Genomic DNA, 24,828 nt, shown 5'->3' with positions numbered 1-24,828 from the left:
GAAACTAGCTAAAGCGTTTTAAAATGAATAGCGCTTTGATGATCTTTGTCATGGTAAATCGTGTGAAGCGCTTTAGTGAAATCACTTTCTTTTGCCTCAAATATATTTTCTACATAGTTTTGAGGGTTCATATCAATAAACGGAAACATACTGCTTTGAATTTGAATCTGTAGCTTATGCCCGCGTTTAAACGTGTGCAAAAGATCGTACAATTCGAACTCTATTTTAGTTGGTGAATTAGGAACAAACGCTTTAGGTTCACTCATACTCTCCCTGAAACGCCCGCGCAATACGCCCCAGCGAACCAATTCATGACGGTTACCGCGCGCCTTATCAACCTTATTGCTATTCTCGTCGATAGAAGGGAAAACGTCGACGACCTTTACGACAATATCTGCCGCTGATTTATTTGTAGAAAACCACAAATCGAGATCGATAGCCCCTGCTATGGTTAAATCACTTTCAAGAGTATCTGTTTCGAAAACTAAAACATCAGGTCTTCGGGCAGCAAAACGTTGATCTTCTACCATATAAGGTCTATCCCAGCCACGGCTAATCTTAGCTGAGTGAGGAACAGGCTTGTTAGGATCGCTTATGTATTCGCTATTGCCACTATCGCTTTTCTTAGTAACAAGCTTTTCATTTTTTGCTAAGTACATAGTTTGCTGTGACCCAACTTTAGGAGGCCATACGTCAAATTTACGCCAGCGATTGCTGCCCGTTTCAAACATAGTTGCGGTAGCTATTTCTGCTTCTTTCGCCCCTTTTAAATGAGTTTTGAAAAACGGCAGCAACACATCTTTTTGAAACCAAGCACTAGTATCAAAGCCAAACTGTGCTTCGCCAAGTTCTGCGCCGCCTTTTTCACTTTGCCATTGACCATGATACCAAGGCCCCATAACAAGCTTAACATGGTCTTCTTTGTTGTTTTTTGACATAGCTTGGTAAGTATACAGCGGGCCGTATAGGTCTTCTGTATCGTACCATCCGCCGACAACCAAGGTAGCTGGCTTGGTATTTGTCAAATGCTGTAAAACATCGCGAGACTGCCAATAGTCATCATAGTTTGGGTGTTGGATAACTTCGTTCCAAAACGGTCGCTCTCCATGAAAGTACTTGTCATTAACGTTGGTGAGAGGACCTAAATTTCTAAAGAACTGGTAGCCATCCGGCGTTTCTGACTTCATTCCTTCAGGCCAATAAGAGAATTCTCCCTCTCGCTGTTTATCGAAGGTATCAAAGAAGATAAATGCCATAGGGGTAACGAAAGCGCCATTTCTATGAAAGTCGTCAAAAAACCAGTCAGCAATAGGTGCTTGTGGTGAAATCGCTTTTAACGCGGGGTGACTATTAATTGAGGCAACCGACGTGTAATAGCCCGGGTAGGATGTACCCCACATCCCTACTTTACCGTTGTTTCCTTCAATATTTTTTATCAGCCAATCGATAGTATCGTACGTATCTGTCGCATCGTCCGTCGCTTTTTTTCCGCGCTTATAAGCATCCTGCGGACGCATATTGACGAACTCGCCTTCGGAGCGGAATTTTCCTCGCACATCTTGAAAAACAAATATAAACCCTTCCTGCTCGAATGCTTGGCTAGGCCCTAATTTAGCTTTATATTTATCTGCTCCATAAGGCGCAACGCGATAAGGCGTTCGCTGCATCATAATTGGGTATTTTTTAGTATCGTCGATAGGAATATAAACTGACGTAAATAATTTTACGCCATCACGCATCGGAATTTGGTACTCATACTTGGTGTAGTTAGCCCGTATATATGCCTCCCTAGGGTTTTCATCTTTTTGTTCGGCATAGGCATTATTAACCGCAAACAAAACCATCAGCAGCATCACGCTGCGTATTACCATTTTCATTATCTGTCCTTTTGTTGTTAGATTATTTCGTTTACCACTTCTATAGGGTGTCGTGGCTTACTTCCTTCAAAACGCGCTACTTGGCTGCGGCAGGAAAATCCAGTCACAAGTACTTCATTAGGTGTTTCATTTTGCGCGCGAGCGAAAACAGGGGCCCAACTTAGCGTATAAAGTGCTTTAGAGCTTTCTAAATGTGATGCTTCATGGCCATAGGTTCCTGCCATACCACAGCAGCCAACAGGCTTGTGCGTAAGGTTCACACTTAGATGCTGAAATATGCGCTGCCAACGCGCTGTGGTATCCGGCATGGCGGTTTTCTCGCTGCAGTGAGCAAGCAGAAAGAAATTCTTATCACAACCCTTACTACTATTAATATCTGCGTTTACACTTTTTGCCAACGCATCTTCCAACCATTCATCAATGGTATGAACGAAAAACTTTCCGCGCTTATCTTTTAAAAACTTTTGGTATTCGTCGCGATAGCACAACACTAACGATGCGTCGGCTCCCACCATAGTAATACCTAACTCATGTATTTGGTTTAGCCGCTTTGCCGTACCTAATGCTTGTTTCTCAAACTTGCTTAGAAAGCCTTTTACATGGGCGGGCTTGCCGTTTGGGCTAAAAGGCACTAGTAATGGCTTAAGGCCCATCTTACTAATAACCTTTATTAGGCTTTCTACACTTTTAGCATCATAAAAACTGGTAAAAGGGTCTTGTACCACAGCAACGTACTTTTCCCGCTCACTTTTATCAAGGCGTTCTAATTGTGCGATATCTCTTGTATCTACAATCGACTTTACTCTGTCAACGAGTGTTGGGTAGGACAACAGCGGTGTATCTACATACCCCACTTTCTTCTTTAAAAACCATGTCACCCACTTGTGTTGAAGTAGCGTGTTGTAAAGTCTGGGCACTTTTGCACTCAAAGGCGCTAGCGTTTCTACATTTGCCACCAGTAAATCTTTTAGCGGGCGCATATAACGCTGGTAGTAAATAGATAAAAAGATGGATTTGAAGTGAGGAACATCAATATATACAGGGCATTGGTGAGTGCAGGACTTACACGATAAACAGCCGTCCATCACGGCTTTAACTTCGTGAGAAAAATCAGCGTTCTTGGTCAATACCGTGTTCTTAAAACGAGAGAAAACGTTACTTTTAAACTGCTTGTAAGATAATCCATCACCATCCTTTTCGTCCATTTGCCCGCTTAACGATAGCAGTCGCGCCCACTCTCTTAACATACTCGCCCTGCCTTTTGGCGTATGACGCCGGTCTGACGTTACTTTACTTGAAGGGCACATGGGGGACGCAGGTTCGTAGTTAAAGCAAAGACCATTTCCGTTGCATTCGAAAGCTGGCGCAAGGTCGCGTTTAACCGTTACAGGAATGACCCGCTCGATACTCGCCCTTTTGACCGCTTTAACGGAAACTAACTTATCCTTACTGCCCAACGGCGTACAAATTTTTCCAGGGTTCATTTGGTTATAAGGGTCGAACGCCGCTTTTATTTTGCGCATTTCATTAAACAGCGTTTCACCGAAAAAATCAGGACCATACTCGCTACGAAAGCCTTTGCCGTGCTCTCCCCACATTAGACCGCCATATTTAGATACAAGCTTTACCACCTTATCTGAAAGATTATGCATAAGCGTCTCTTGCTCGGGGTCGGCTAAATCAAGGGCAGGTCTTACATGTAAAACGCCGGCATCAACGTGTCCAAACATCCCATAGTTAAGGTTGTGACTGTCGAGCAACGCGCGAAACTCAGCAATAAAATCAGCTAAATGCTCGGGGGGCACAGCGGTATCTTCAGCAAAAGCGATAGGTTTCTGTTCACCCTTAACCTTACCTAATAAACCCACTGCCTTTTTGCGCATTGCGTAAATACGTTGAATATCAGCCTTGTCATAAGTAATTCTGTAGCCTGAAATATTCCCTTCACCTTGTTTTATCGCATCTTCAATAGCGGCTTCAAGGCTATCAATGTGGCCCTTCATTTCTTCTATCGAGCTGGCGTTATATTCCACTAGATTTAGACCCAGTAGCGCTTCGTCGGGAACGTCGGTGATCAAGTGTTGTATGTCGTGCCAAACTATGTCCGTTTTGGCAAAGTTAAGTACTGTACTATCAATCGTTTCCACACTCGTCGCCTTCGCCTTAACCAGTTGCGGAGCATGCCTCAGCGCGGCATCGAATGAGCGGTAGGAAATATTTATCAGTGCCTTAACCGGCGATATTTTATCTAGTGTTAATACGGCTTCAGTGACAAACGCCAAAGACCCCTCAGCGCCTGTAATCAACCTTCCTATATCGATGTGGTGACCATCGTATACGTGCGCTAAGTCATACCCTGTTAAAAAACGATTTAGTTTTGGAAAAGTACGCTCCACCTCGTCCTTATAATTTACGCAGGTATCTATAGCCTGTTTGTAGATAGCCCCTTCAGCAGTATTTTCATCGGCTTTTCGCTTTGCTATTTCCGTGGGTATTTTTTCGGTTTCAATGACCTCACCGTTAACTAAAATCGCTTTTAGTCCAATAACGTGGTCGCTTGTCTTACCGTACACAAGCGACCCCTGCCCTGATGCATCAGTACTTATCATTCCGCCTAATGTGGCTCGGTTACTAGTAGAAAGATCTGGTGAAAAAAATAGGCCATGGGGGCGTAAAACATCGTTAAGGGAGTCCTTAACTATCCCTGTTTGTACTCTCACCCAGCCTTCTTCCACATTTAGCTCAATCACTTTATTTAGATAGCGACGAATATCTACCACGATACCATCGGTGAGGCTTTGTCCGTTGGTACCTGTGCCTCCGCCCCGAGGCGCAAACGACACGTCAGGGTACTTAGCCGCTAATTGCCCGATAAGCTGACAGTCTTCGTTACTTCTAGGGTAAATTACGGCTTGGGGCAGCTTATAATAAACGGAATTGTCAGTGGCTTGCGCTACGCGGGCACTATAGCTAGTGTCAATATCACCGGTAAACTCGCTAGCTCTTAGGTTTTCAATGAATGCGCGGTACTGAATAGCTAAATTTGAATCAGATTTTAGGGCGGGGAGAGTCACTTCCTTAATTTCCTTGTTAAAACAGGTAAACCCATAACGAAACAACATGTCAAACTGGGCATGTACGGCTTTTAATTGTTATAATATAACATATCTAATTTGTATCATAGGGCTATGCCTGTTGGTGTGATAGCCTATAGGGCTATATTCCAATAACGCATCGCATAGTAAGAGCAACCATAAATATGATTAAAGCAGTACCTACCAACATCATCACGGGCTTTCTAGGTGTGGGAAAAACATCCGCTCTACTACACTTGTTGAAGCAAAAACCTTCAAACGAGCGTTGGGCCATTCTAATTAACGAGTTCGGCGAGATAGGTATTGATGGTGCGCTTGTGCAAGGTATGCAAACTGGAAAGTCTACTTCCATCACAGAAAATGCGCAGAAAGTATTTATTAAAGAGGTGCCCGGCGGCTGCATGTGCTGCGCTGCAGGCTTACCTATGCAAATAGCATTAAATCAATTGCTCGCCCAGTCTAAACCCGACCGTTTACTGATTGAACCTACTGGGTTAGGGCACCCTGTAGAAGTTATGCAAACCTTAAGCGCTGAACACTATCAAGACGTGCTGGATATTCAACGTACTATCACGTTAGTTGATGCAAGAAAGCTAACCGATCCTCGCTATACCACGCATGCCACGTTTAATCAGCAAATTGATATTGCCGATGTCATTGTAGGGAATAAATGCGATTTGTACGGGCTAAATGAAGAAGAAAACTTAACGCACTATGCCGTTAATAGAGGCAAGCAGAACACACCTATCGTACTTTGCGAACATGGTGAAATACCGTTTTCTGTATTACAGGGAAAATCAGATGCGCTTGTAGATATGAATGCACATGCCCACCATCACCACAATAGCGAGCCTACACCTTCAATTAACGAACGACCTTTTCCCGATTCAGGCTTTTTAAAAATCGAAAATGAAGGGGAAGGTTTTAAAGCTGTGGGATGGCGCTACTCCCCCTCCATAGAATTCGATAGAGATGCGCTATTAGCCTGGATAAATAAGCTAGAAGTAGAACGCTTAAAAGCGGTAATGATCACAAGCACAGGCATATTTAGCTATAACCTTGCAGACGGCGACTTAGTTGAAAGTGAGCTAAGTGAATGTGCTGAAAGTAAAATTGAAATTATTGCTGCTAACGTTTATACCGATTGGGATGATGAATTAGCCGCCTGTGTACACGCCGGCTAATCATCCGCTTAACAGGGGTGGCTTAAGCCCTTGTATATTTTACCTCTCCGTTTACCAGCGTATAGTATGTTTCGCCATACAAGGTTTCGTTGATAAAGGGCGAGTTTTGTGACTTTGAAGCAAAAAATGAAGGCGTTACTGTAAACGGCGTATTTAAATCAAATAGCGCTAAGTCTGCATCTGCGCCTCCTTCAATTCGTCCGCATTTAATATTAAATATCGCACCAGCTTGCTTACTCATAAGATCAATAGCAGTATTTAAATTAAGCTTTCCTGTTTTGACAAAATGCGTGTAGATAAGCGCAAATGCGGTCTCCAACCCTATAATGCCAAAGGGCGCTTTCTCAATAGGCAAAGCTTTTTCATGCGGCGCGTGAGGAGCGTGGTCAGTTGCAATAGCATCTATTACCCCTTCTGTTAACGCTTCTCGACACGCTAGCATATCGTGTTTAGAACGAAGAGGCGGGTTCATTTTCCAATTCGCGTCAAGCGTACCATCGGCCTTAACGGGTATATCTTCATCGCAAAGCAATAAGTGATGGGGTGAAACCTCTACAGTTACATTAGCCCCTTTTGCTTTTGCCTGTCTAATAGCTTCTATTGAGTCAGCGGTAGATACGTGTAAAACGTGATAATGCCCACCTGTTTCTAAACTGTATTCACATCCCCGCTTCACATGTACCGACTCTGAGGATGCCTTAATTCCCTTTACATTATGTTTTCTAGATACGTCTCCTTCGTGGATAGCGCCGCCGTTGGATAAGCTTTCATCTTCGCTATGGTCGAGTACTGGCATCCCAAGCGCTTTGGCGTTGATAAGTGCCTGCTTAAACAAGCTATTATTTTGAACGCCTTTACCATCGTCAGTAATGGCAACGGCGCCTGCAGCCTGGAGAGTCTCAAAATCTGTTATCTCTTTCCCTTCTAATCCCTTTGAGAGCGCCCCTGTCGGATAGACTTTACACAGCCCCGTCGTGCTGGCTTTTTCTACCATAAAGGCTACTGTATCTTCATTATCAGCGGTGGGCGTTGTATTTGGCATTGATACTACCGAAGTAAAGCCGCCTTTTACTGCTGCGCGGCTTCCGGAGGCAATATCTTCTTTGTACTCCATGCCTGGCTCTCTAAAATGTACTTGGGGGTCAAGCAAACCTGGGGAGAGGAATAAACCAGTGGCATCAATTACTTTGTCAGAAGGTTTTGCGGTAGAAGCTTCTTGTGGCGAGGATAATGAGCGTTCTGAGATCTGAACGATTTTACCCTTCTCGATAGCGAGTGAAATAGTGATAAGGTCGTGGCCATTTCGCCCCAACAGATGGGGTGTGGTTGAAGCGTTATTGATTATGATCTTCATAAGTCCCTTCGTATAAAACAATTAAAATTGGGGATTATTGGCAGCGTGCGCAAATACACGCGACTTCTAGGTGAGGCGTTATAATCTCGCATTGGAACGCTTGCGCTTGTTTGACAAGATGTTCATAAACAACAGGGTCTACAATAGACTCTTCAACTGCGCCACAGCGAACGCAAATTAAAAACTGCGAATACCCGTGGTGTTCACAGCATTTAGCACGAGCACATCCTATATACTTATTGTTGAGATTAAGTTTGTGAACTAAGTTTGCCTCTGACAGGAATTCAAGCGCTCGGTAAATAGTCATTGGTTTGATATTTTCGTCATGCCGCTTTGCATACAAATCTTTTATTTCATAGGCCGACAGTGGATACGACGCTTCAATTAATATATTAAGTACCTGTTTGCGCTTCTGTGTTAAGCGCAGTCCGTCTCCATCACATTTATCCTGAGCTATAGCAAGCAAGTTTTGAAATCGTTGATCCATTCTATCCTCAATCTAATAGCGACGAACGTTATTCCCTGTTTACACATGGTTAAATGCAAATAACCAAAAACAACATGTTACAGTATAACATAACAAATGCACTGTAAAATGAGTCCTATGAAACTGTCCGTATTTTGGTTAACGACTACCTAAGTTTTTTTGTGTTAGCAATTCAAGGTCGCCTAGGGTTATCAAATAAAGCTTTCGCCCCCTTTTGATATAAAGATATATACCAAAGTATTGGCTAATGTATTTTTTTTAAGTCAGCTTTATCGTTTAATTCTCTCAACGAAAACAACTATTAGAATTTACTTGAGGAATTAGCCATGTTGAAAATAGTTAAAGCTTCTCTTGTTATCGCTGGTACTTTCGGTGTGTCATCAGTAGCACACGCTGACGTTAGCGAGGCATTAGCAAATATATGCACCATTGTTCAGGCGGACGATAAAGGCGAATTAAGAAAGAAGATGCGCGCAGTTCAGTCTGACTATCGAATGAAACTAAAAGACTACTATTCGGGTGTAAGCTGTAGTGGCAATAGCCTGATCCGTACAGCGATGCTAAATAACGCAGTGGAAGCCGGTGAGTTGCTGGTTAAAAAGATGCCAAAAAGCGATTTGCAAGCTCCTGAAGCAGACGGCAAAACCTTACAGGCTTGGGTTGCGGAAAACGGCTTGCAAGACAGCCCAATCGCAGCGGTACTTCAAGAGCGTCTGTAAGACAATTTCACGCCATGTGAACCACTTCAACATGGTTGCAGAGAAATCTGCACTTTAAGAAGCGACCTCCGGGTCGCTTTTTTCTTTTTAAGTTTAAAAAAAAGGAGAGTTAATATTAACTCTCCTTTTGTTTATTTATGAGTAACTAATACCTAACTGGCCTTAGCCACCGCTAGCTTTTCTTCAGAAATTGCTTCGCTTATCGAAAGTACAGGCTCATTTTGATAGACACGCTCAAGGAATACCTTGTAAACATCAGCAAATTTTTCTTGCTGAGCAAGCTCACCAAACACTTCTTCTACCTTCAAGAAACTTAAGCTGTCCGTTTCGTTTTGTTGAGCAGCTTGATGAAGTGTATCAGACAATACATCGTTGATTTCTAGCGGCTTTCCATCTTGAGACGCGTGTTTATCTGAATAATACGACCAACACGCAACGACGAAGGCACTAATACTTACATCGCGACCTGCTACTAAGTTGTCGCGTACCGTAGGCAGCAAGAATACTGGCAGTTTGGCTGAACTTTCTAAGCAAATACGTGCCAAGGTATCCTTGATAAACGGATTTGAAAAACGAGAGATTAACGTGTCGCGATAATCAAATACATCAATGCCTTCAACTTGATCTAGGGTTGGCATTACCTCTTTTTCCATAAAGATAGACAATAGCTGCTTTAACTGCGCAGCTTCTACACTCTCATGGATAGTATCAAGACCGGCAACTGAACCCACTAGCCCTAGTACTGAATGCCCGGCGTTTAGCATACGTAGCTTCAGCTTTTCATAAGGGGCTACATCGCTAACAAACTGTGCGCCCACTTCGTCAAACTGTGGCTTAGTGTTGCAAAAGTCATCTTCAATAACCCACTGATCAAAAGGCTCACATACCACCGGCCAGCTATCTTCAATACCCTGCGCTTTTAACGAAACAATATCTTCGTTTGTCGTAGCAGGCGTAATTCTGTCTACCATAGAGTTAGGGAAGCTAACATTCTCGTTAACCCATTGGGCTAACGCTTGGTCAAATAACTCGATGTAAGCGAGCAACATTTTTTTCAGCACATGGCCATTATGCTGAATGTTGTCGCACGACATAACAGTAAATGGCTTAACATTGTTTTCTTTACGCTTTTTAATAGCAGCAACCAAATAACCAAACACTAGTTTTGGATTTTTGGGGTTTTCAATGTCATGAATAACGTCTGGGTTAGTGGTAATAAACTCCCCTGTAGACGCATCGAAGTTATAACCACCTTCTGTGATAGTTAAAGAAACAATGCGCACTTCAGGCTCAGACATTTTATCAATGACAGCTTGAGGATTATCCGTTGCCATCATAAACCCTGTCATTGCTCCTATAACTGACGCAACGCGTGAGCCGTCGTTATGTTTTTCAACTAAGGTGTACAGGTTATCTTGCTCATCGAACACTTTTTTCATTGCGCGGTCGTTCTCGCGAAGACCCACGCCACAAATGCCCCAAGACAAATCGCCGGTTTTTGCCATCAGCCTGTCTACGTACATAGCTTCATGTGCACGATGAAAGCCGCCTACCCCAATGTGAACGATACCTGTTTGAACATTCTCCACATCGTAGGCTGGGCGCTGAATACCTGCCGGCAACGACGGTAAATTAGCTTTGTTTAATAAAATAGACGTTTGAGATTGCATAAAAACCTTATTAGCTTTGAAGCGCTTTTTGGCGACGCATCGCCCAATACGCAGTAACGAAATAGATAACGGTGCACGCGAACCCAATATTGAAAAATAGATCTCGGTTCGATTCGTACACGGCAAGCGTGTCACTAAGTGAAAAAGTTTTAATTGCTAGCGCGATGGACACAAGTAGGCTAGCTACAGAAGTAAGGCGCAATAATTTGGTTACAGCGCTGATATCTTCAACGTGGTCGTTTTCTAACGCGGCTTCTTGTTGTTGATGCGCTTCAACGCGTGCATCGAAAGCCTCTACCTGCGCTTCCTGCTCTGGGTATGACTGTTTTGCGCCGTACCTGGCTGCAAGCGCAGTATATACCGCAATAGTAAAGAACCAGGTTGGTATAAACAGGTAATAGAATGAAATTACATCTAAAGCATTTAAACCAAAGCCGAACACAAGTCCTAAGCCCCAGCTTGCAACCGCTGGCGTGCTATGAGTAAGACTTTGATAATGTGCCCAGTAGCGTGTATACCCAATTCGAGGGAAAATCATATGCTCAGCGAATACTATTGCACCCACTGGAACAACAAGTAGCCCAGCATAAGTTAGCAGCGGTAGTAACTTGGTAAATACAAATGGGAAGCAAGCAATGGCCACCGTTACCATACCAACAACGGCAGTGGTTTTGGTACGTGACTTATCTTTGAAAATGGCTTGTGCAGCAAGCCCGGCACGATAAAGGTTAGCATTTGCGGTAGTCCAACCTGCAACGATAACAATAACAAGACCTGATAGACCTAGCGCGTGGAAAGCAACATCGCCTGGGTCGAGTTCAACTATCGATTTTTGAACGATAACCGCGGTTCCAGCGCCCATAATACCCGCTGAAATCCATGCGATATAATGACCGAACAACATACCTGCTGATGTGCAAAGGCCGTAGCGCTTACGCTTTGCAAATCGAAGTAGCGCCATATCAATAAGACCAAAATGCGTAATGGTATTCGCTGCCCAAGAGAAGCCAATAACTTCTAATAAACCAATCCCTGGCTCACCGCTTTGTGTTAACCCCGTCCACACCGACGTACTGCCAATGTGCATAAAGTCGTTCCACGATGTTAAAAACGTTTGCCCTATTACAGATTCTGCTAGTGCAGGCATAAGAATAAGTGGACCACAGATGAACATAGTGAACAGCCAAGGTGCACAAATGCGAGAAAAGTCAGATACGGCGTTAAACCCATACATGGCAACAAACACAACGATAACCCCTACTGCTAGCACTACAGCGACAAAGGCTAAATTAGTTGGGTACCAGTTCAACTGTGCAGGAATATTTAACGCAAAGCGCACCGCCGTTGCCGACACTGTGATCATCGCAGCAGATATTACAGTGAATATGATCACATTCGCCCAGTTATAGAGTTTTGTCATCGAATCGCCCGCTATCTTCTGAAGATAGGAGTACAAGCTTAGACGGGTTTCAACAGCGATAGGTGTAGTGATTAGTGTCCAGCTTAAAACCGCCAGTAGGTTACCGATAAGTAAGCCTAACAATATGTCGGTCATGGTGGCGCCTAGGGCGACAAACGTTGCACCGAAAACAAATTCTGTTGCGGCAACATGTTCACCGGCATATAAGCCCATGAAATGCTTCCATCCCTTTAATTTATGTTTAGCGACAGGGAGTTGCTCATCGCTTACTTGTGAAATATCAATATCGCTCGACGTTGACTTCATCTTCAAATCTCTTGTTGTAGGTGGCCGTCCCTTATTAAAAATCACTTTTGAGCATTCGCTCACTATATGGGACATATCTCATTTCGGTAGATATTTGCACATGGAAATGGAATTGTAAATACCTATTAACAAAACAAAGTGCGATGTAAGTACAAATTTAACACAATATTATTTGCTATTTTTTCGCCAATAAAGCGCTATTAAAACGCTAATCCTTTGAACTTACGGGATATTGGCGAAGCAGCAATTGTTAATAAATTGAATATTAAAGATAAGCTTTCGATATGCTCTTTACTAAAGTGTTTTAAAAGGTAGAAAGCAAAGCACCAATTACTTTACACTTAGGCAAATGTACACGCCGTTATATTATGTCATTACCAACTTGATGGTATGTTCTTTTCCTTTTGGTAGTGAAGTCTTCGTATAACTGGTGTTTTTGATATGAGGGAAAGTAACCTTTGCAAACAACTACCGTAAAGTTAGTGATCTTTGATTGTGACGGTGTACTCATTGATAGCGAAGTGCTGTCTATGGAAGCGTGGCAGGAAATTCTAGCGGTCTATAACATTTCTTTATCGAAGCAGTTCTTTATCGCTCACTTTCTTGGTAAAAGCGTAGAACACGTAGAAAAGATACTAAAAACGGACTTTTGCTTTGAGTTAACTGACGTGGTTAAAAAGGACTTTCACGCTCTGCTCTATGAAAAGTTTGAGCACTCATTGCGAAGGACACCAGGCATCAATAACGTATTAACAAACCTTGATGCCCGCCACATTCCCTATTGTGTTGCCACAAGCAGTTCTCCCGAAAGAACGACTAAAGCGTTAAAAAGCACCGGCCTTTTCGCTTATTTTGAGGGACGTATTTTCACGCGCTCTATGGTAAAGAATGGTAAACCAGCACCCGACCTGTTTTTACATGCTGCCGCAACCATGGGTATAAAACCTGAAAACTGCTTAGTTATTGAAGACTCTCAGCCTGGTTTAGCCGCAGCAGTAGCCGCCAATATGCCCTGCCTTCATTTTACCGGTGGTGCACATTTACATAACGATATAAAAGCTGATATTCCAAATAACAGTAAATCACTCAATTCATGGGACGAATTTCATTCTCTTCTCCCTGACATTTTCGACGCGAGAAAAATAAATGAGTAAGAAAGCACAAAACGAACTCAACAAACTAGACGAAGCAGCAAGAGCAGGATGGATGTATTACGTTGGGGGCAAAACACAAGACGAAATTGCAAAGACCCTTAATACATCACGTCAGAGCGCTCAGCGTCTTGTGGCACTATCTATGTCAGAAGGCTTGGTCAAGGTGCGTTTGGAGCATCCCATAGCCAGATGCATGGAATTGGCGCAAGGGATTAAAGAAAAATTCGGGCTTACATTTTGCGAAGTGGTACCCAACGTTGACGACGATCCTAACTCCACACAGGGACTCGGCCAAGCAGGCGCTGCCGCTATAGAGCGTGCCCTGAAATTTGATACGCCACAAACCATTGCTTTTGGCACAGGGCGTGTTCTTCGAGCATGTGCAGATGAACTATCTATTCTTCATTGTCCCCAGCATAAAATAGTGTCGCTAGTAGGCAATATTGCAGATAACGGCGAAGCAACACGATATGATGTTGCCGTTCACGTTGCTGATAGGGTAAAAGCGCAGCATTACCCCATGCCGACACCAGTTATAGCCTCAAGTAAGTCAGAACGCGAAGTGTGGCAGCAACAACAGCATATTTCACGCATTCACGCGCTTGCTGAGCAGGCGGATATTAGTTTTGTCGGTATCGGCAATTTAGGTAGCGTGTCACCGCTTTACAAAGACGGCTTTATCGGCGACGACGAATTAGGCGTATTGTCTGACTCTGGCGCATGTGGCGAAATCATAAGTTGGATCTTTAATGAAGAAGGTGCACTCATAAAATGCGATATTAATGAAAAAGTAACGAGCTTTAAATTGAAAGCTACGCCAGAAAAGCCTGTTATTGGCGTGGCGGCGGGCGATAGTAAATTTAAAGCAATTAGGGGCGCACTTCGCTCTAAGTTTTTAAATGGCCTTATCACAACGGAGCGAACAGCATCAGCATTACTCGAAATTTAACACATCTTCCACCGAGTAAACAAAGGACTTTGATGTGCTTTTAGTGCCAACCCACTAAGACTGACTGGGCGCTAATTCGCTTTTCGACATAGTTAAAATGCAAAAAAACGGCATCAAACGCTGTTTTTTTGCACTTTATTTGGTGCTTTAACAATAAATTCTAAACCGCCGTCTATCTCACCAATGCCTTATATACTAAAGGCTATAGCGCCCCCTCACCCACTTACACCTTTAGTATAAGGTATTAGTCGACATACTTAGTTATTTCAGTGAGTATTTTTTAAACGCTTTGGTTGTCTTTTAATTAAACCCGAACAAACAAACCGATTAATAAAACAAACGAAGGAATTTAACCATGTTGAAAATCGTTAAAACCTCTCTAGCAATTGCAGCCTCTACTCTAGCTTTTTCTAACTCAGCTCATGCTGACGATGTAAATGAGGCTTTGGCAAATATCTGTACTATTGTACAAGCTGACGATAAAAGCGAACTGCGTAAAAAAATGCGTCGCGTTCAATCTGACTTCAAATTGAAGCTACGCGACTATTACGCAGGTGTTTCTTGCGGCGGTCAAAGCCTTATCCGCACAGCGCTCACCAGTAACGCTGTGGAAGTAGGCACACTGCTGGTGAAAAAAATGCCTAGCAAAGACCTAACGCAGCCAGAGTCTGACGGTAAAACCTTACAAGCATGGATTGCAGAACAAGGCTTACAAAGCTCGCCAATCTCAGCAGAGCTTAACGACAGAATTTAGATACCGTTTTCACAAAGCCATGTGAACCAATTCAACATGGTAGCAGCACATGCTGCACTAAGGCCCCTCTGCTACGGGGCCTTTTTTATTGCCTTTTACTATGTAGCTTACCCTTAAAAGTTTAATACGACTGCTTTGGTAGCTAAAAAATCGAGTGAGGTAAGGAGCGAGGAAGTAAGTTTATTTTTCATAGGTATACTTTGGTATACCCTGTTATTTTACAACATGTTTTTCAGTAACTTAGATTCAGGTTTAATACATCTCAACGAACAAACATAATCTTAATAACAACAAACGAAGGAATTTAACCATGTTGAAAATCGTTAAAACTTCTCTAGTAATTGCGGCATCTACTTTAGCTTTCTCTAACGCAGCGCAAGCTAATGACATAAACGAAGCACTAGCTAACATTTGCACTATTGTTCAAGCAGATGATAAAGGCGAACTTCGTAAAAAAATGCGTAGCGTTCAGTCAGACTACAAATTAAAGCTTCGCGACTACTACTCTGGTATCTCTTGTAACGGACAAAGTTTGATCCGTACAGCTATTACCAACAATGCAGTTGAAGTAGGTACACTTCTTGTTAAGAAAATGCCAAGCAAAGACTTGGCTCAGCCAGAGTCTGACGGCAAAACACTCCAAGCTTGGATTGCTGAGCAAGGCCTACAAAGCTCACCTATCTCAGCTGAACTCGACGGCAGAATCTAATAAAACAAGTTAATCACACCATGTGATGCAACGGTTCAACATGGTAGCGGCAGGACGCCGCACTGGAGGCCCCTTTTAGGGGCCTCACCCCTTTCTAGGTCTCTATAAAATCTATCACTTCTTTTTATACCTATTCAGGCTTTTTTCTTTGCAGCCAATGCGACTCGCTTGAATTAAACCGCTTTGTAATCGGTGGGAAATGGTGTTCAATTCTATCTCACACACTTATATCAAACGCATCAACCTGCTCTCCCCATAACAATAGCGTTAGGCAATGATCAACCTTTGTGTATTGGGAGAAAACGAAAGTGCTCACTTCCTCTAAATTACTTTAAGAACAAAAAGGCCGAGTAAAACAACATATCCGATGATCAATGGTTCAATCATTTTCTCGGCTACGTAATTTTCTCGGCCTTTAGTGCGTTATATATTAGCGCACTTGTTTCAATTTTATGTAATTACTCTATGGCAAACATACTCTCTGGCATAGACATTAAGTTATCAGCGCCTGACTGCATTGCAGAAACCAGTGAGCGAGTACGTGTCAACAATCGGTCAAAGTAAAAGCCCGTTGTTAAAATTTTACTCTTATAAAACTCAGTTTCAGTGCTACCTGCATCAAGTTGTTCTTGTGCCTTCACCGCCATTTTAAGCCAGAAGTAAGCAACAGTGACATAACCTGAATACATTAAGTAATCTACGGACGCCGCACCAATTTCATCAGGGTTCGACGCCGCAGCTTTACCAATATCCATGGTAATTTGTTGCCACTCATCAAGGTGAGAATTCAGGGCATTCGTCCAAGCGCTAAACTGCGCGTTGTCGCGAAGTGAATTACAGTAGTCACGGACTTCTTGTACGAATACGTTCAGAAGCTCGCCGTTAGAGCCCATTACTTTACGACCCAGCAAGTCTACCGCTTGAATACCGGTAGTCCCTTCGTACATGGTGCAAATGCGGGTATCCCGCGCCAACTGCTCCATACCCCACTCTTTAATAAAGCCGTGACCGCCGTAAACCTGCATGCCATAGCTAGTTGCTTCTTGAGCCGTTTCGGTCAAAAACGCTTTAACAATAGGCGTTAAGAAAGCAAGTTTAGCTTCTGCGACCTGCTTTTCTGCTGCATCATCGCCGTAGAGCGTAACGTCTACCATTTGCATACAGTACGCCGCTAACGCTCGGTTGCCTTCAGCAAACGCTTTTTGTGTTAGTAGCATACGGCGCACATCAGGGTGCACAATTATTGGATCAGCAGGGCCATCAGGGTTTTTACGACCCGTTAGTGAGCGAAACTGAATGCGGTCTTTCGCGTAGCGCAATGCACCCTGGAAAGAAGCTTCAGATGCAGCAAGACCTTCTAGTCCAGTACCAATACGCGCGGTATTCATGAAGGTAAACATGCAATTTAGGCCACGGTTAGGTGGACCAATTAAGAAGCCCTTAGCACCATCAAAGTTGATAACACAGGTAGCACTAGCTTTAATACCCATCTTATGTTCAATACTGCCACAGGCTACCGCGTTTCTGTCTAGCTTTTCACCATCTTCAGATACGTTGAACTTTGGTACAACAAACAGCGAAATACCTTTTGTACCCTCTGGCGCATCAGGTAAGCGCGCTAACACAATGTGTACGATATTCTCAGACATATCGTGCTCACCGGCAGAGATAAAGATTTTTGTGCCCGTTAAGCTGTAGCTGCCATCTTCTTGAGGCTCGGCACGGCATTTAAGCATACCTAAGTCAGAGCCACAGTGTGCTTCAGTTAAGCACATTGTGCCTGTCCACTCACCGCTAACCAGTTTTTCAAGGAACATCTTTTGCTGTAGTTCCGTGCCGTGAGCCTTAAGCGTTTCCATACAGCCCTGACTGAGCCCTGGATACATAGCCCACGAGTGGTTAGCACCAGAGAACCACTCAGCGATAATAGAAGACAACGAATAAGGTAGCGCTTGACCACCGAACTCTTCTGGGTGAGACATACTTGGCCAACCACCCTCAACGTAGGTCTGGTAAGCTTCTTTAAACCCTTTTGGCGTTGTTACTTCACCGTCAACCCACTTACACCCTTCTTCATCGCCCGATGCGTTAATGGGAGCAAGGGTGTTTTCAGAAAACTTAGCTGCTTCAGCAAAAATTGCAGACACTAAGTCTTCAGACGCTTCTTCGAAACCCAGCTTTTGATAGTGATTTTGATAATCTAGCAGCTCATGTGTTACAAACATGGCGTCACGTTGTGGAGCTTTATAACCTTCCATACCCAATACCTATATAACTTCAAATAGACCAGCGGCGCCCATGCCGCCACCGATACACATGGTGCAAACAACATATTTCGCACCGCGTCGTTTACCTTCGATGAGTGCGTGACCCACCATGCGAGCACCGCTCATGCCGTACGGGTGACCAATAGAAATGGCACCGCCGTTAACATTTAATAATTCGTCTGGAATGCCTAACTTATCGCGACAATACAGAACCTGTACTGCAAACGCTTCGTTAAGCTCCCATAGACCGATATCGTCCATGGTTAATCCATGCTGCTTTAATAGCTTGGGAATGGCGAATACTGGGCCAATTCCCATTTCATCCGGCTCACAGCCAGCCACGGCAATGCCTCTATAAATACCAAGAGGCTGGGCATTGCCTTTTGCTGCCGACTGTTCATCCATAATTACTGTTGCGCTTGCACCATCTGAGAGCTGACTTGCGTTACCTGCAGTAATACAACCGCCTTCAATAACAGGGTTCAGTGCTTTAAGCCCTTCTAACGTTGTTTCTGGGCGATTGCCTTCGTCTTTCGACAAGGTCACCTCGCGCTCAGAGGTTTCGCCTGTTTCTTTATTGAATACCGCTTGAATTGCAGTAATAGGAACAATTTCGTCGTTAAATTTACCTGCTTCTTGGGCTGCTGCGGTGCGCATTTGACTTTGATAACCGTACTCATCTTGCACATCTCTGCTGATGTTGTAGCGTTTACCCACTACTTCAGCGGTTTGAAGCATAGGCATATAAATATCTTTGTGCTTCGCAACAAGTGCAGGGTCTACAGCGCGGAACATATTCATGTTCTTATTTTGCACAAGTGAAATTGAGTCTAAACCGCCTGCAACCATTATATTGGTGTCGCCAGTGCGAATTGAGTTCGCAGCGGTAGCAATGGCATACATACCAGAGCTACATTGACGGTCTAACGTCATGCCAGCTACAGTCACGGGCAACCCACCTGCAAGACCCGCTAAGCGACCTATATTCATGCCGCCGCTGCCTTGAGTAAGTGCCGAACCCATAACTACATCGTCTACACTGGCAGGGTCGATACCTGCGCGAGCTACTGCGTTTTGAATGGCATGACCACCTAAAGAAGGGGCCGGCAAATTGTTTAGCGCACCTTTATAGGCGCGGCCTATTGGCGTACGTGCTGTACTTACGATAACTGCATCACGCATTGTATTGTTCCTTTCAGTTGGGCTGAATGTTCAGCCTAAATTTCGCTAGTGCTTTTAATCTAAGGCCAATTTCTTAGCATCGATTCCTAGATCAGCCACTTAGCTTTATTTAAAATTTGTTTCGACAGGCGTAAAACACGCAGTGTTTACGCCGCCAGCGTTTCACCTATCCCTACTTGGGTTGGTAATTTTTAAATGTGCCACCTTCCTGCGCCAACTTCACAAGTAAGTCACTCGGCTCAAGCCACGTTTTTCCGTACTCACCTAGCTGATCGCGATAAGTCGTTAGCTTATCTAAGATAGTGCCAAGCCCTACTTCGTCTGCATATTGCATAGGGCCGCCGCGATACACAGGGAAGCCATAGCCGTAAACATATATCACGTCAATATCACTAGATTTAGCCGCTATACCCTCTTCCAAGATGGCAGCACCTTCGTTTATTAATGAATACATGACGCGAACTAAGATTTCTTCATCGCTAATATCTGAACGCTGGACCACGCCTAAACGTTCAGCTTCCTGCTTAGCAATTTCTAATACTTCAGGATCTGGAATGGGTACTCGACTGCCCGGCTCATAGTTGTAGGCTCCACGACCCGTTTTTAGACCGTTGCGCCCCATTTCAACGAGGCGATCTGCTACAGCACCATAAGCAGGGTCGTGAGAGATATGCTCTTGGCGAGACTGGCGCACATAATAGCCAATATCTAAACCTGCCATGTCTCCCATGGTGAACGGGCCCATTGGCATGCCAAACTCGGTAAGCACGCGGTCGACTTGCTCAGGCGTTGCCCCTTCAAGTAATAATCGGTTCGCTTCACGGCCATAGGGTTCAATCATGCGATTGCCCACAAATCCGAAGCATACGCCTACTAAAACAGCGACCTTTCTGATTTTCTTAGCCATCTTCATACAAGTTTTAATAACTTCAGCAGATGTCTTCTCAGCTTTAACCACTTCAAGTAGCTTCATTACATTGGCTGGCGAGAAGAAATGAAGCCCAATGACATCTTCAGGGCGAGAGGTGGCTGTCGCGATTTCGTCAATATCTAGAGTAGATGTGTTAGAGGCTAGAATAGCGCCTGACTTGCACACTTTATCAAGTGTTGAGAATACGGTTTTCTTTACTTCCATCTTTTCAAAAACGGCTTCGATTACCAGGTCGACATCAGCTAGATCGTCGTATGACGTCGTGCCAGAAAGAAGCGCCATTCGACTTTCTACTTGTTCTTGGGTCAACTTACCTTTTTTCGCTGAATTTTCGTAATTCTTACGAATAAGGGCCAGACCTTTCTCTAGCGCTTCTTCTTTAAGCTCTAGCATGGTGACTGGAATACCCGCGTTGGCAAAGTTCATAGCAATGCCGCCGCCCATAGTGCCTGCACCGATAATGGCGACTTTTTCGATGCTGCGCTCTGGGGTGTTTTTATCAAAATCACTTACGTGACCTGCTGCACGCTCAGCGAAGAAGAAATGCTGTTGGGCACGCGCCTGTGGCGTGTTCATGCATTCCATGAAAAGCTTGCCTTCATTTTTAAGGCCGTCTTCAAACGCTAGCGTGTATGCACCGCGCACAGCTTCAATACATTTTAATGGCGCAAAGAAACCTCGAGCCGCTTTCTTAGTTTGTGCGGTAACTGCATCGAACACGGCCTGCGTCTCATCTGACATAGTCAGCGTAATGTCACTGGTACGCTTTATCGCTTTATCAGGTGTTAAACCTTGTAAATACGCTTTGGTATCTTCAAGCAAATGTTCAGGCTTATCAGAAATTTTGTCGAATACACCGGGTAATTTAACGACAGAAGTTGGTTTACCTGTGACAATCATTTGCAGTGACGTTTGCGCGTCAGCTTAGGCGTGGCAAACGCTGTGTACCACCGGCACCGGGAAGAATGCCAAGGTTAACTTCTGGCAAACCGACCTTGTTGTCGGCAAAAGTAATACGGTGGTGACACGCTAGCGCCACCTCTAGACCACCACCAAACGCTGGCCCTGGAAGCACTGCTATTACTGGTTTAGACGCATTCTCTATTTTGTCTAACACTTCAGGCAACATGGGAGATAGATCGCCGCCAGAAAATTCACTGATATCAGCGCCACCCGAAAAAATAGGGAGTGAAGATGTAATAACGATTGCACTGACACTTTCGTCATTGAGTGCGCTATCTATACCTTCTATTAGCCCTACTCTAATAGCACGGGATAGCGCATTTACAGGCGCGCTCTGCATTGTCAGTGTGGCAACGCCCTGTTGTACTGCATATTCTACGGCTTTATTTTCCATCTCGCTCATAACCATGTCCTGTTTATCACGTTAACTGGATGTTATTGCAGTGTTGTTAATCATCCAAGTTTATTGGTGTTATAGACATTTATCATAATTTTTAATAATGACCGCTACCCCTTTTATAGGCTCACCTTCCCGTGTAGCCCCTTACATAGCTTACTTAAGCTTTAATTGACAGCTTCGCTCCCCAATGCTTTTGTTAACAACCGTAGAGCATTAAATTACATTTTATTTACAAAGGATGTTTATCTATGCAGGTCCGTAAAACGCCAGAAAGTGCTTTTGACAATATCGATGATTTTCCCTACCCCCCTAAGTTTGTAGAAGTCACTGATACTATCAGTAGTGTGATTTCGATGGCGTACTATCAGTGCGGCCCTCAAGATGGACATACAGTTCTGTTAATGCATGGTGAACCCACATGGGCCTACCTTTATCGAAAAATGATGCCACTGCTAGCTGACGCAGGGTTCAATGTGATAGCACCGGATTTAATTGGTTTTGGACGTTCTGACAAGCCTGTAAGAAAAGAAGACTATTCTTATGCACGCCACGTGATATGGACAAAAGACTGGTTTACACAGGTCACTAAAGGCCCGGTGACCTTGTTTTGCCAAGATTGGGGAGGTCTGTTAGGACTGCGACTCGTTGCAGATATGCCAGACCGTTTTTCCGGCGTAATGGTGTCTAACACCGGACTGCCGACCGGTGACCACCAACCAAGTGATGCTTTCATCAAATGGCGTCGTTTCTCTCAGGACGTGCCCCAATTCCCAACTTCAACCATTATCCAAAATGCAACGACAACCGAATTAAGTGCTGCAACACTGGCTGCCTACGACGCCCCTTTCCCTGACGAGAGTTATAAGGCTGGTGCACGCATGTTCCCCCTACTTGTTCCTACAAGCCCAGATAATGCAGAGGCGCAAGCGAACAGAAATGCTTGGGAAAAACTTAAGGGCTTCCAAAAACCTTTTGTTACCGCTTTTGGTGATAGTGACCCCGTCACTAAAGGTGGCGATAAGATATTTCAAAAGCTGGTGCCGGGCTGCAAAGGCATGCCCCATACCACAGTGAAAAACGGCGGGCACTTTATTCAAGAAGATAAAGGCGAAGAGCTAGCTAATCTACTTATTCAGTTTGTTAAACAAACACAGCTTAAATAGTTTCAACGAGAAACTATCAACAGACTTAACTTCCATAAATATTAGACACTAGGAGTTTACCATGGACGCTTTACTCGACTTTACCGGGCAAGTTGTATTGATAACAGGTGCAGGCAGTGGTTTTGGCCGTTTATTGTCTTTAGGACTTGCTAACAGAGGCGCGAAGCTCGTGCTTTCTGATATTAACCAAACCGCCCTTGAAGAAACGCAGAACGATGTAAAAGCGCTAACAGATGTAGTGGTGCTAGCAGGCAATATAGCAAGCGAATCGCTGAACAAAACTCTAGTTGATAAAGCTATGGAAACCTTCGGTAGGCTAGATATCGCCGTAAATAATGCCGGAATCGCCCACAATCCAGCGCCTGTGCACCAGATGACTGAAGAGATTATAGATTCACAGTTTGCTGTAAACGTGAAAGGGGTGATGTTTGGAATGAAATATCAAATTCCAGTCATGCTCGCACAAAAGCAGGGCCACGTTCTCAATGTTAGCTCACTAGCTGGGTTAGGCGGAGCGCCTAAAGGTGGTGCCTACGCTGCGGCAAAACACGCAGTGTCGGGAATTACCCGTACCGCAGCTGTAGAATATGGCCGTAAAAATGTTCGTGTTAATGCCATATGCCCCTTTTATAGCCCAACTAATATTTTAAACGTGGATGGTTACAATACCCCTGAGGCACGGGAACAGCTTGGCATGGGCAGCCCAATGAAACGTTTGGGCGAGCCGCAAGAAATCGTAAACACCATGATGCTAATGTTGTCACCAGGCAATAGCTATATGAATGGGCAAACCATAGCCGTAGACGGCGGTGTAACCGCATGGTGATAAACAGAATTGCTAATTAATATCCTAGCTCTAAGTATAAGAAGCTATACCTTTGTATAACACAGTGCCTTTAGGTTTTTCTCTACTTTAGGTGTAATGGAGGGGAACAAACAAAGTCGATTAAGGAGGCGAGTGCAACCGCCTCCGAGATCTTTTCTTAGTGTGAAAGAGAAGAGTGCGATGAAAAAACTGATTAAAAACATTTTTTCCACTGTAGGGCTGTTTACCATTATAAGCGCCTCAAATTTTAGCTTCGCACAAGAAACGACGCCTTCAATATCAACCCTTAAGGTAACTACCGCCTCTCAGAGTTATAAAAAAATTCGTCAAAGCAAATCGCTAGCGCTAAACACCTTTAAACGTATTGATATTTTGCCGTCGCCAACTTTCGCCAAAAAGAAAGGTCAATATCTAGTCCACGACGCTTTACCTAGCGGTAGCTTCAACCGTAAACAATAAACCTCAATAACTAGCCGTTAACGACTATGCTGCTCGAGCCCTTCATTCCACCTACGAACGAATTCATCAGACCATGCGTCCCAGCCAATGGTATTCAGAGTCCAAATTGTGACACCTAAAACAGCAACGTTTAATACTAAACCTATGTAAGCAATAATTTTCCCTTTGGTAAGCGTCGATGAGTTTGAATATTGCTTGTAAGGAAGGGATAGGCTTTTCTTAGCGTTGCGAGCCAAAAATAGTGACAGCAAAGAGAACACAATTGCAAACCCACCGAAAATAAATAGGGTACAGCTCAGTACTGCAGTCCAATAAGCAGTAGCAGCACCAGGAATCTTATTATCTGTTTGATTTTGCATTGTGCTTCTCTTCCTTGATGAATAATTAAATGTTCAGCCTATGAATTGTTTAAATTACAGACAACTCATCGTTTTTGCTAGCGTTTTATAAACTGAAAGCTTAGTGGATATACCCACAGCTCGCCTTTATTAGCTTTTACCGCAGCTATTATCGCAAAAATAATGTTCATCAAACCAAGTACGATAAACCCTAGGGCGCCTATGATGATAAAAGTAAGAATAAAACAAATCACCGAATAAACGAGCAGGCTAAGCAGCCAATTTGCCGTCACTCTACCGTGCTGATTAATATCTTCATTTTGATCTTTATGCGCTATCCAAAGCACAATTGGCAAAACAATGCCTAAGCCAGGAATAATAAAGCTGGATAATTGCGACACGTGGATAAGTGTGCAGTAGCTGCGAGCATTAAGCCCCCAATAAACCGGTTCTTCCGTTGACATAAATTCTTCCTTATTAGTTAGTTGGTTTTATTTGATAAATATAAGCGTCTATTGTTTCGCCGCAGCGAGCTTAACTCGAACATCAAATTTGTTTTACAAAAACTGCGCAGCGTTACACAATGCTACCTCATGTCTATGTGAACGTCGATTCACTTTA

At 43.8% G+C, this 24,828-nt stretch carries 19 protein-coding genes and 1 pseudogene; 9 read left to right on the top strand and 11 right to left on the bottom strand.

All coding sequences use genetic code 11. The features are described from left to right. Positions 1-8: 8 nt before the first annotated feature. Together ACYX4W_RS11730 and ydiJ are read right to left on the bottom strand one after the other, a co-directional pair. Complete coding sequence (locus tag ACYX4W_RS11730) at positions 9-1,877, bottom strand: CocE/NonD family hydrolase (protein WP_476073314.1); 1,869 nt, start codon at positions 1,875-1,877, stop codon at positions 9-11. A 17-nt stretch (positions 1,878-1,894) separates the two neighbouring features. Next, the gene (ydiJ, locus tag ACYX4W_RS11725; protein WP_476073313.1) at positions 1,895-4,951 is read right to left on the bottom strand and encodes a D-2-hydroxyglutarate dehydrogenase YdiJ; all 3,057 of its coding nucleotides are present in this window, start codon (positions 4,949-4,951) and stop codon (positions 1,895-1,897) included. Positions 4,952-5,136: 185 nt separating this feature from the next. Here ydiJ and ACYX4W_RS11720 point away from each other — a divergent pair, with 185 nt between their 5' ends. Further along, positions 5,137-6,156, top strand: coding sequence for a CobW family GTP-binding protein (locus tag ACYX4W_RS11720; protein ID WP_476073312.1), 1,020 nt, complete (start codon positions 5,137-5,139; stop codon positions 6,154-6,156). A 22-nt stretch (positions 6,157-6,178) separates the two neighbouring features. Here ACYX4W_RS11720 and ACYX4W_RS11715 read toward each other — a convergent pair whose 3' ends face one another. Continuing rightward, the gene (locus tag ACYX4W_RS11715) at positions 6,179-7,510 is read right to left on the bottom strand and encodes a dihydroorotase (RefSeq protein ID WP_476073311.1); all 1,332 of its coding nucleotides are present in this window, start codon (positions 7,508-7,510) and stop codon (positions 6,179-6,181) included. A gap of 34 nt (positions 7,511-7,544) precedes the next feature. Continuing rightward, positions 7,545-7,997, bottom strand: coding sequence for a Fur family transcriptional regulator (locus ACYX4W_RS11710; protein ID WP_474807223.1), 453 nt, complete (start codon positions 7,995-7,997; stop codon positions 7,545-7,547). A gap of 326 nt (positions 7,998-8,323) precedes the next feature. Here ACYX4W_RS11710 and ACYX4W_RS11705 point away from each other — a divergent pair, with 326 nt between their 5' ends. Beyond that, positions 8,324-8,716: a DUF3718 domain-containing protein gene (locus ACYX4W_RS11705; RefSeq protein WP_474807225.1), complete on the top strand. Its 393-nt coding sequence runs from the start codon at positions 8,324-8,326 to the stop codon at positions 8,714-8,716. A gap of 152 nt (positions 8,717-8,868) precedes the next feature. Here ACYX4W_RS11705 and ACYX4W_RS11700 read toward each other — a convergent pair whose 3' ends face one another. Further along, positions 8,869-10,386 carry a mannitol dehydrogenase family protein gene (locus ACYX4W_RS11700; RefSeq protein ID WP_476073310.1) on the bottom strand — a complete coding sequence of 506 codons (1,518 nt, stop codon included), beginning with the start codon at positions 10,384-10,386 and terminating at the stop codon, positions 8,869-8,871. 10 nt (positions 10,387-10,396) lie between these two features. Continuing rightward, positions 10,397-12,112, bottom strand: coding sequence for a purine-cytosine permease family protein (locus tag ACYX4W_RS11695; protein WP_476073309.1), 1,716 nt, complete (start codon positions 12,110-12,112; stop codon positions 10,397-10,399). 458 nt (positions 12,113-12,570) lie between these two features. Between ACYX4W_RS11695 and ACYX4W_RS11690 the strand changes: the two genes are divergently transcribed. From ACYX4W_RS11690 to ACYX4W_RS11675, 4 genes are all read left to right on the top strand, one after another. Then, positions 12,571-13,266: an HAD family hydrolase gene (locus ACYX4W_RS11690; protein WP_476073308.1), complete on the top strand. Its 696-nt coding sequence runs from the start codon at positions 12,571-12,573 to the stop codon at positions 13,264-13,266. Continuing rightward, on the top strand, positions 13,259-14,215 hold the full coding sequence (locus ACYX4W_RS11685; RefSeq protein WP_476073307.1) for a sugar-binding transcriptional regulator: 957 nt from the start codon (positions 13,259-13,261) through the stop codon (positions 14,213-14,215). The genes ACYX4W_RS11690 and ACYX4W_RS11685 overlap by 8 nt, the downstream gene beginning before the upstream one ends. Before the next feature lie 355 nt (positions 14,216-14,570). Next, on the top strand, positions 14,571-14,969 hold the full coding sequence (locus ACYX4W_RS11680; RefSeq protein WP_476073306.1) for a DUF3718 domain-containing protein: 399 nt from the start codon (positions 14,571-14,573) through the stop codon (positions 14,967-14,969). 310 nt (positions 14,970-15,279) lie between these two features. Continuing rightward, a complete protein-coding gene (locus ACYX4W_RS11675; protein WP_118495189.1) occupies positions 15,280-15,678 on the top strand; it encodes a DUF3718 domain-containing protein in 399 nt (132 codons plus the stop codon). 458 nt (positions 15,679-16,136) lie between these two features. On the opposite strand, the gene ACYX4W_RS11670 is transcribed toward ACYX4W_RS11675, so the two are convergent. The 3 genes and pseudogenes from ACYX4W_RS11670 to ACYX4W_RS11660 all read right to left on the bottom strand — a co-directional run bounded on the left by ACYX4W_RS11670 (position 16,137) and on the right by ACYX4W_RS11660 (position 21,424). Then, positions 16,137-17,936 (bottom strand): acyl-CoA dehydrogenase C-terminal domain-containing protein, encoded by a 1,800-nt coding sequence (locus tag ACYX4W_RS11670; protein WP_476073305.1) that lies wholly within the window; start codon positions 17,934-17,936, stop codon positions 16,137-16,139. A gap of 9 nt (positions 17,937-17,945) precedes the next feature. Continuing rightward, complete coding sequence (locus ACYX4W_RS11665; RefSeq protein ID WP_476073304.1) at positions 17,946-19,127, bottom strand: acetyl-CoA C-acyltransferase; 1,182 nt, start codon at positions 19,125-19,127, stop codon at positions 17,946-17,948. Between the two features lie 172 nt (positions 19,128-19,299). Next, positions 19,300-21,424 (bottom strand): annotated as a pseudogene (locus ACYX4W_RS11660) (3-hydroxyacyl-CoA dehydrogenase NAD-binding domain-containing protein). A 245-nt stretch (positions 21,425-21,669) separates the two neighbouring features. On the opposite strand from ACYX4W_RS11660, the gene ACYX4W_RS11655 reads away from it, so the two are divergent. The 3 genes from ACYX4W_RS11655 to ACYX4W_RS11645 all read left to right on the top strand — a co-directional run bounded on the left by ACYX4W_RS11655 (position 21,670) and on the right by ACYX4W_RS11645 (position 23,869). Further along, complete coding sequence (locus ACYX4W_RS11655) at positions 21,670-22,584, top strand: haloalkane dehalogenase (protein ID WP_476073303.1); 915 nt, start codon at positions 21,670-21,672, stop codon at positions 22,582-22,584. Between the two features lie 61 nt (positions 22,585-22,645). After that, positions 22,646-23,410, top strand: coding sequence for an SDR family NAD(P)-dependent oxidoreductase (locus tag ACYX4W_RS11650; protein WP_474856079.1), 765 nt, complete (start codon positions 22,646-22,648; stop codon positions 23,408-23,410). Positions 23,411-23,590: 180 nt separating this feature from the next. Next, entirely contained in the window at positions 23,591-23,869 is a 279-nt protein-coding gene (locus ACYX4W_RS11645; protein ID WP_476073302.1) for a hypothetical protein, read from the top strand. Between the two features lie 17 nt (positions 23,870-23,886). On the opposite strand, the gene ACYX4W_RS11640 is transcribed toward ACYX4W_RS11645, so the two are convergent. After that, complete coding sequence (locus tag ACYX4W_RS11640; RefSeq protein ID WP_476073301.1) at positions 23,887-24,228, bottom strand: CCC motif membrane protein; 342 nt, start codon at positions 24,226-24,228, stop codon at positions 23,887-23,889. 77 nt (positions 24,229-24,305) lie between these two features. Next, positions 24,306-24,671 carry a DUF4870 domain-containing protein gene (locus ACYX4W_RS11635; RefSeq protein ID WP_474856073.1) on the bottom strand — a complete coding sequence of 122 codons (366 nt, stop codon included), beginning with the start codon at positions 24,669-24,671 and terminating at the stop codon, positions 24,306-24,308. Positions 24,672-24,828 lie beyond the last annotated feature (157 nt).

The organism is Alteromonas sp. ABH4_454 (assembly GCF_056311775.1).
This window is presented reverse-complemented; position numbering and strand designations above follow the sequence as displayed.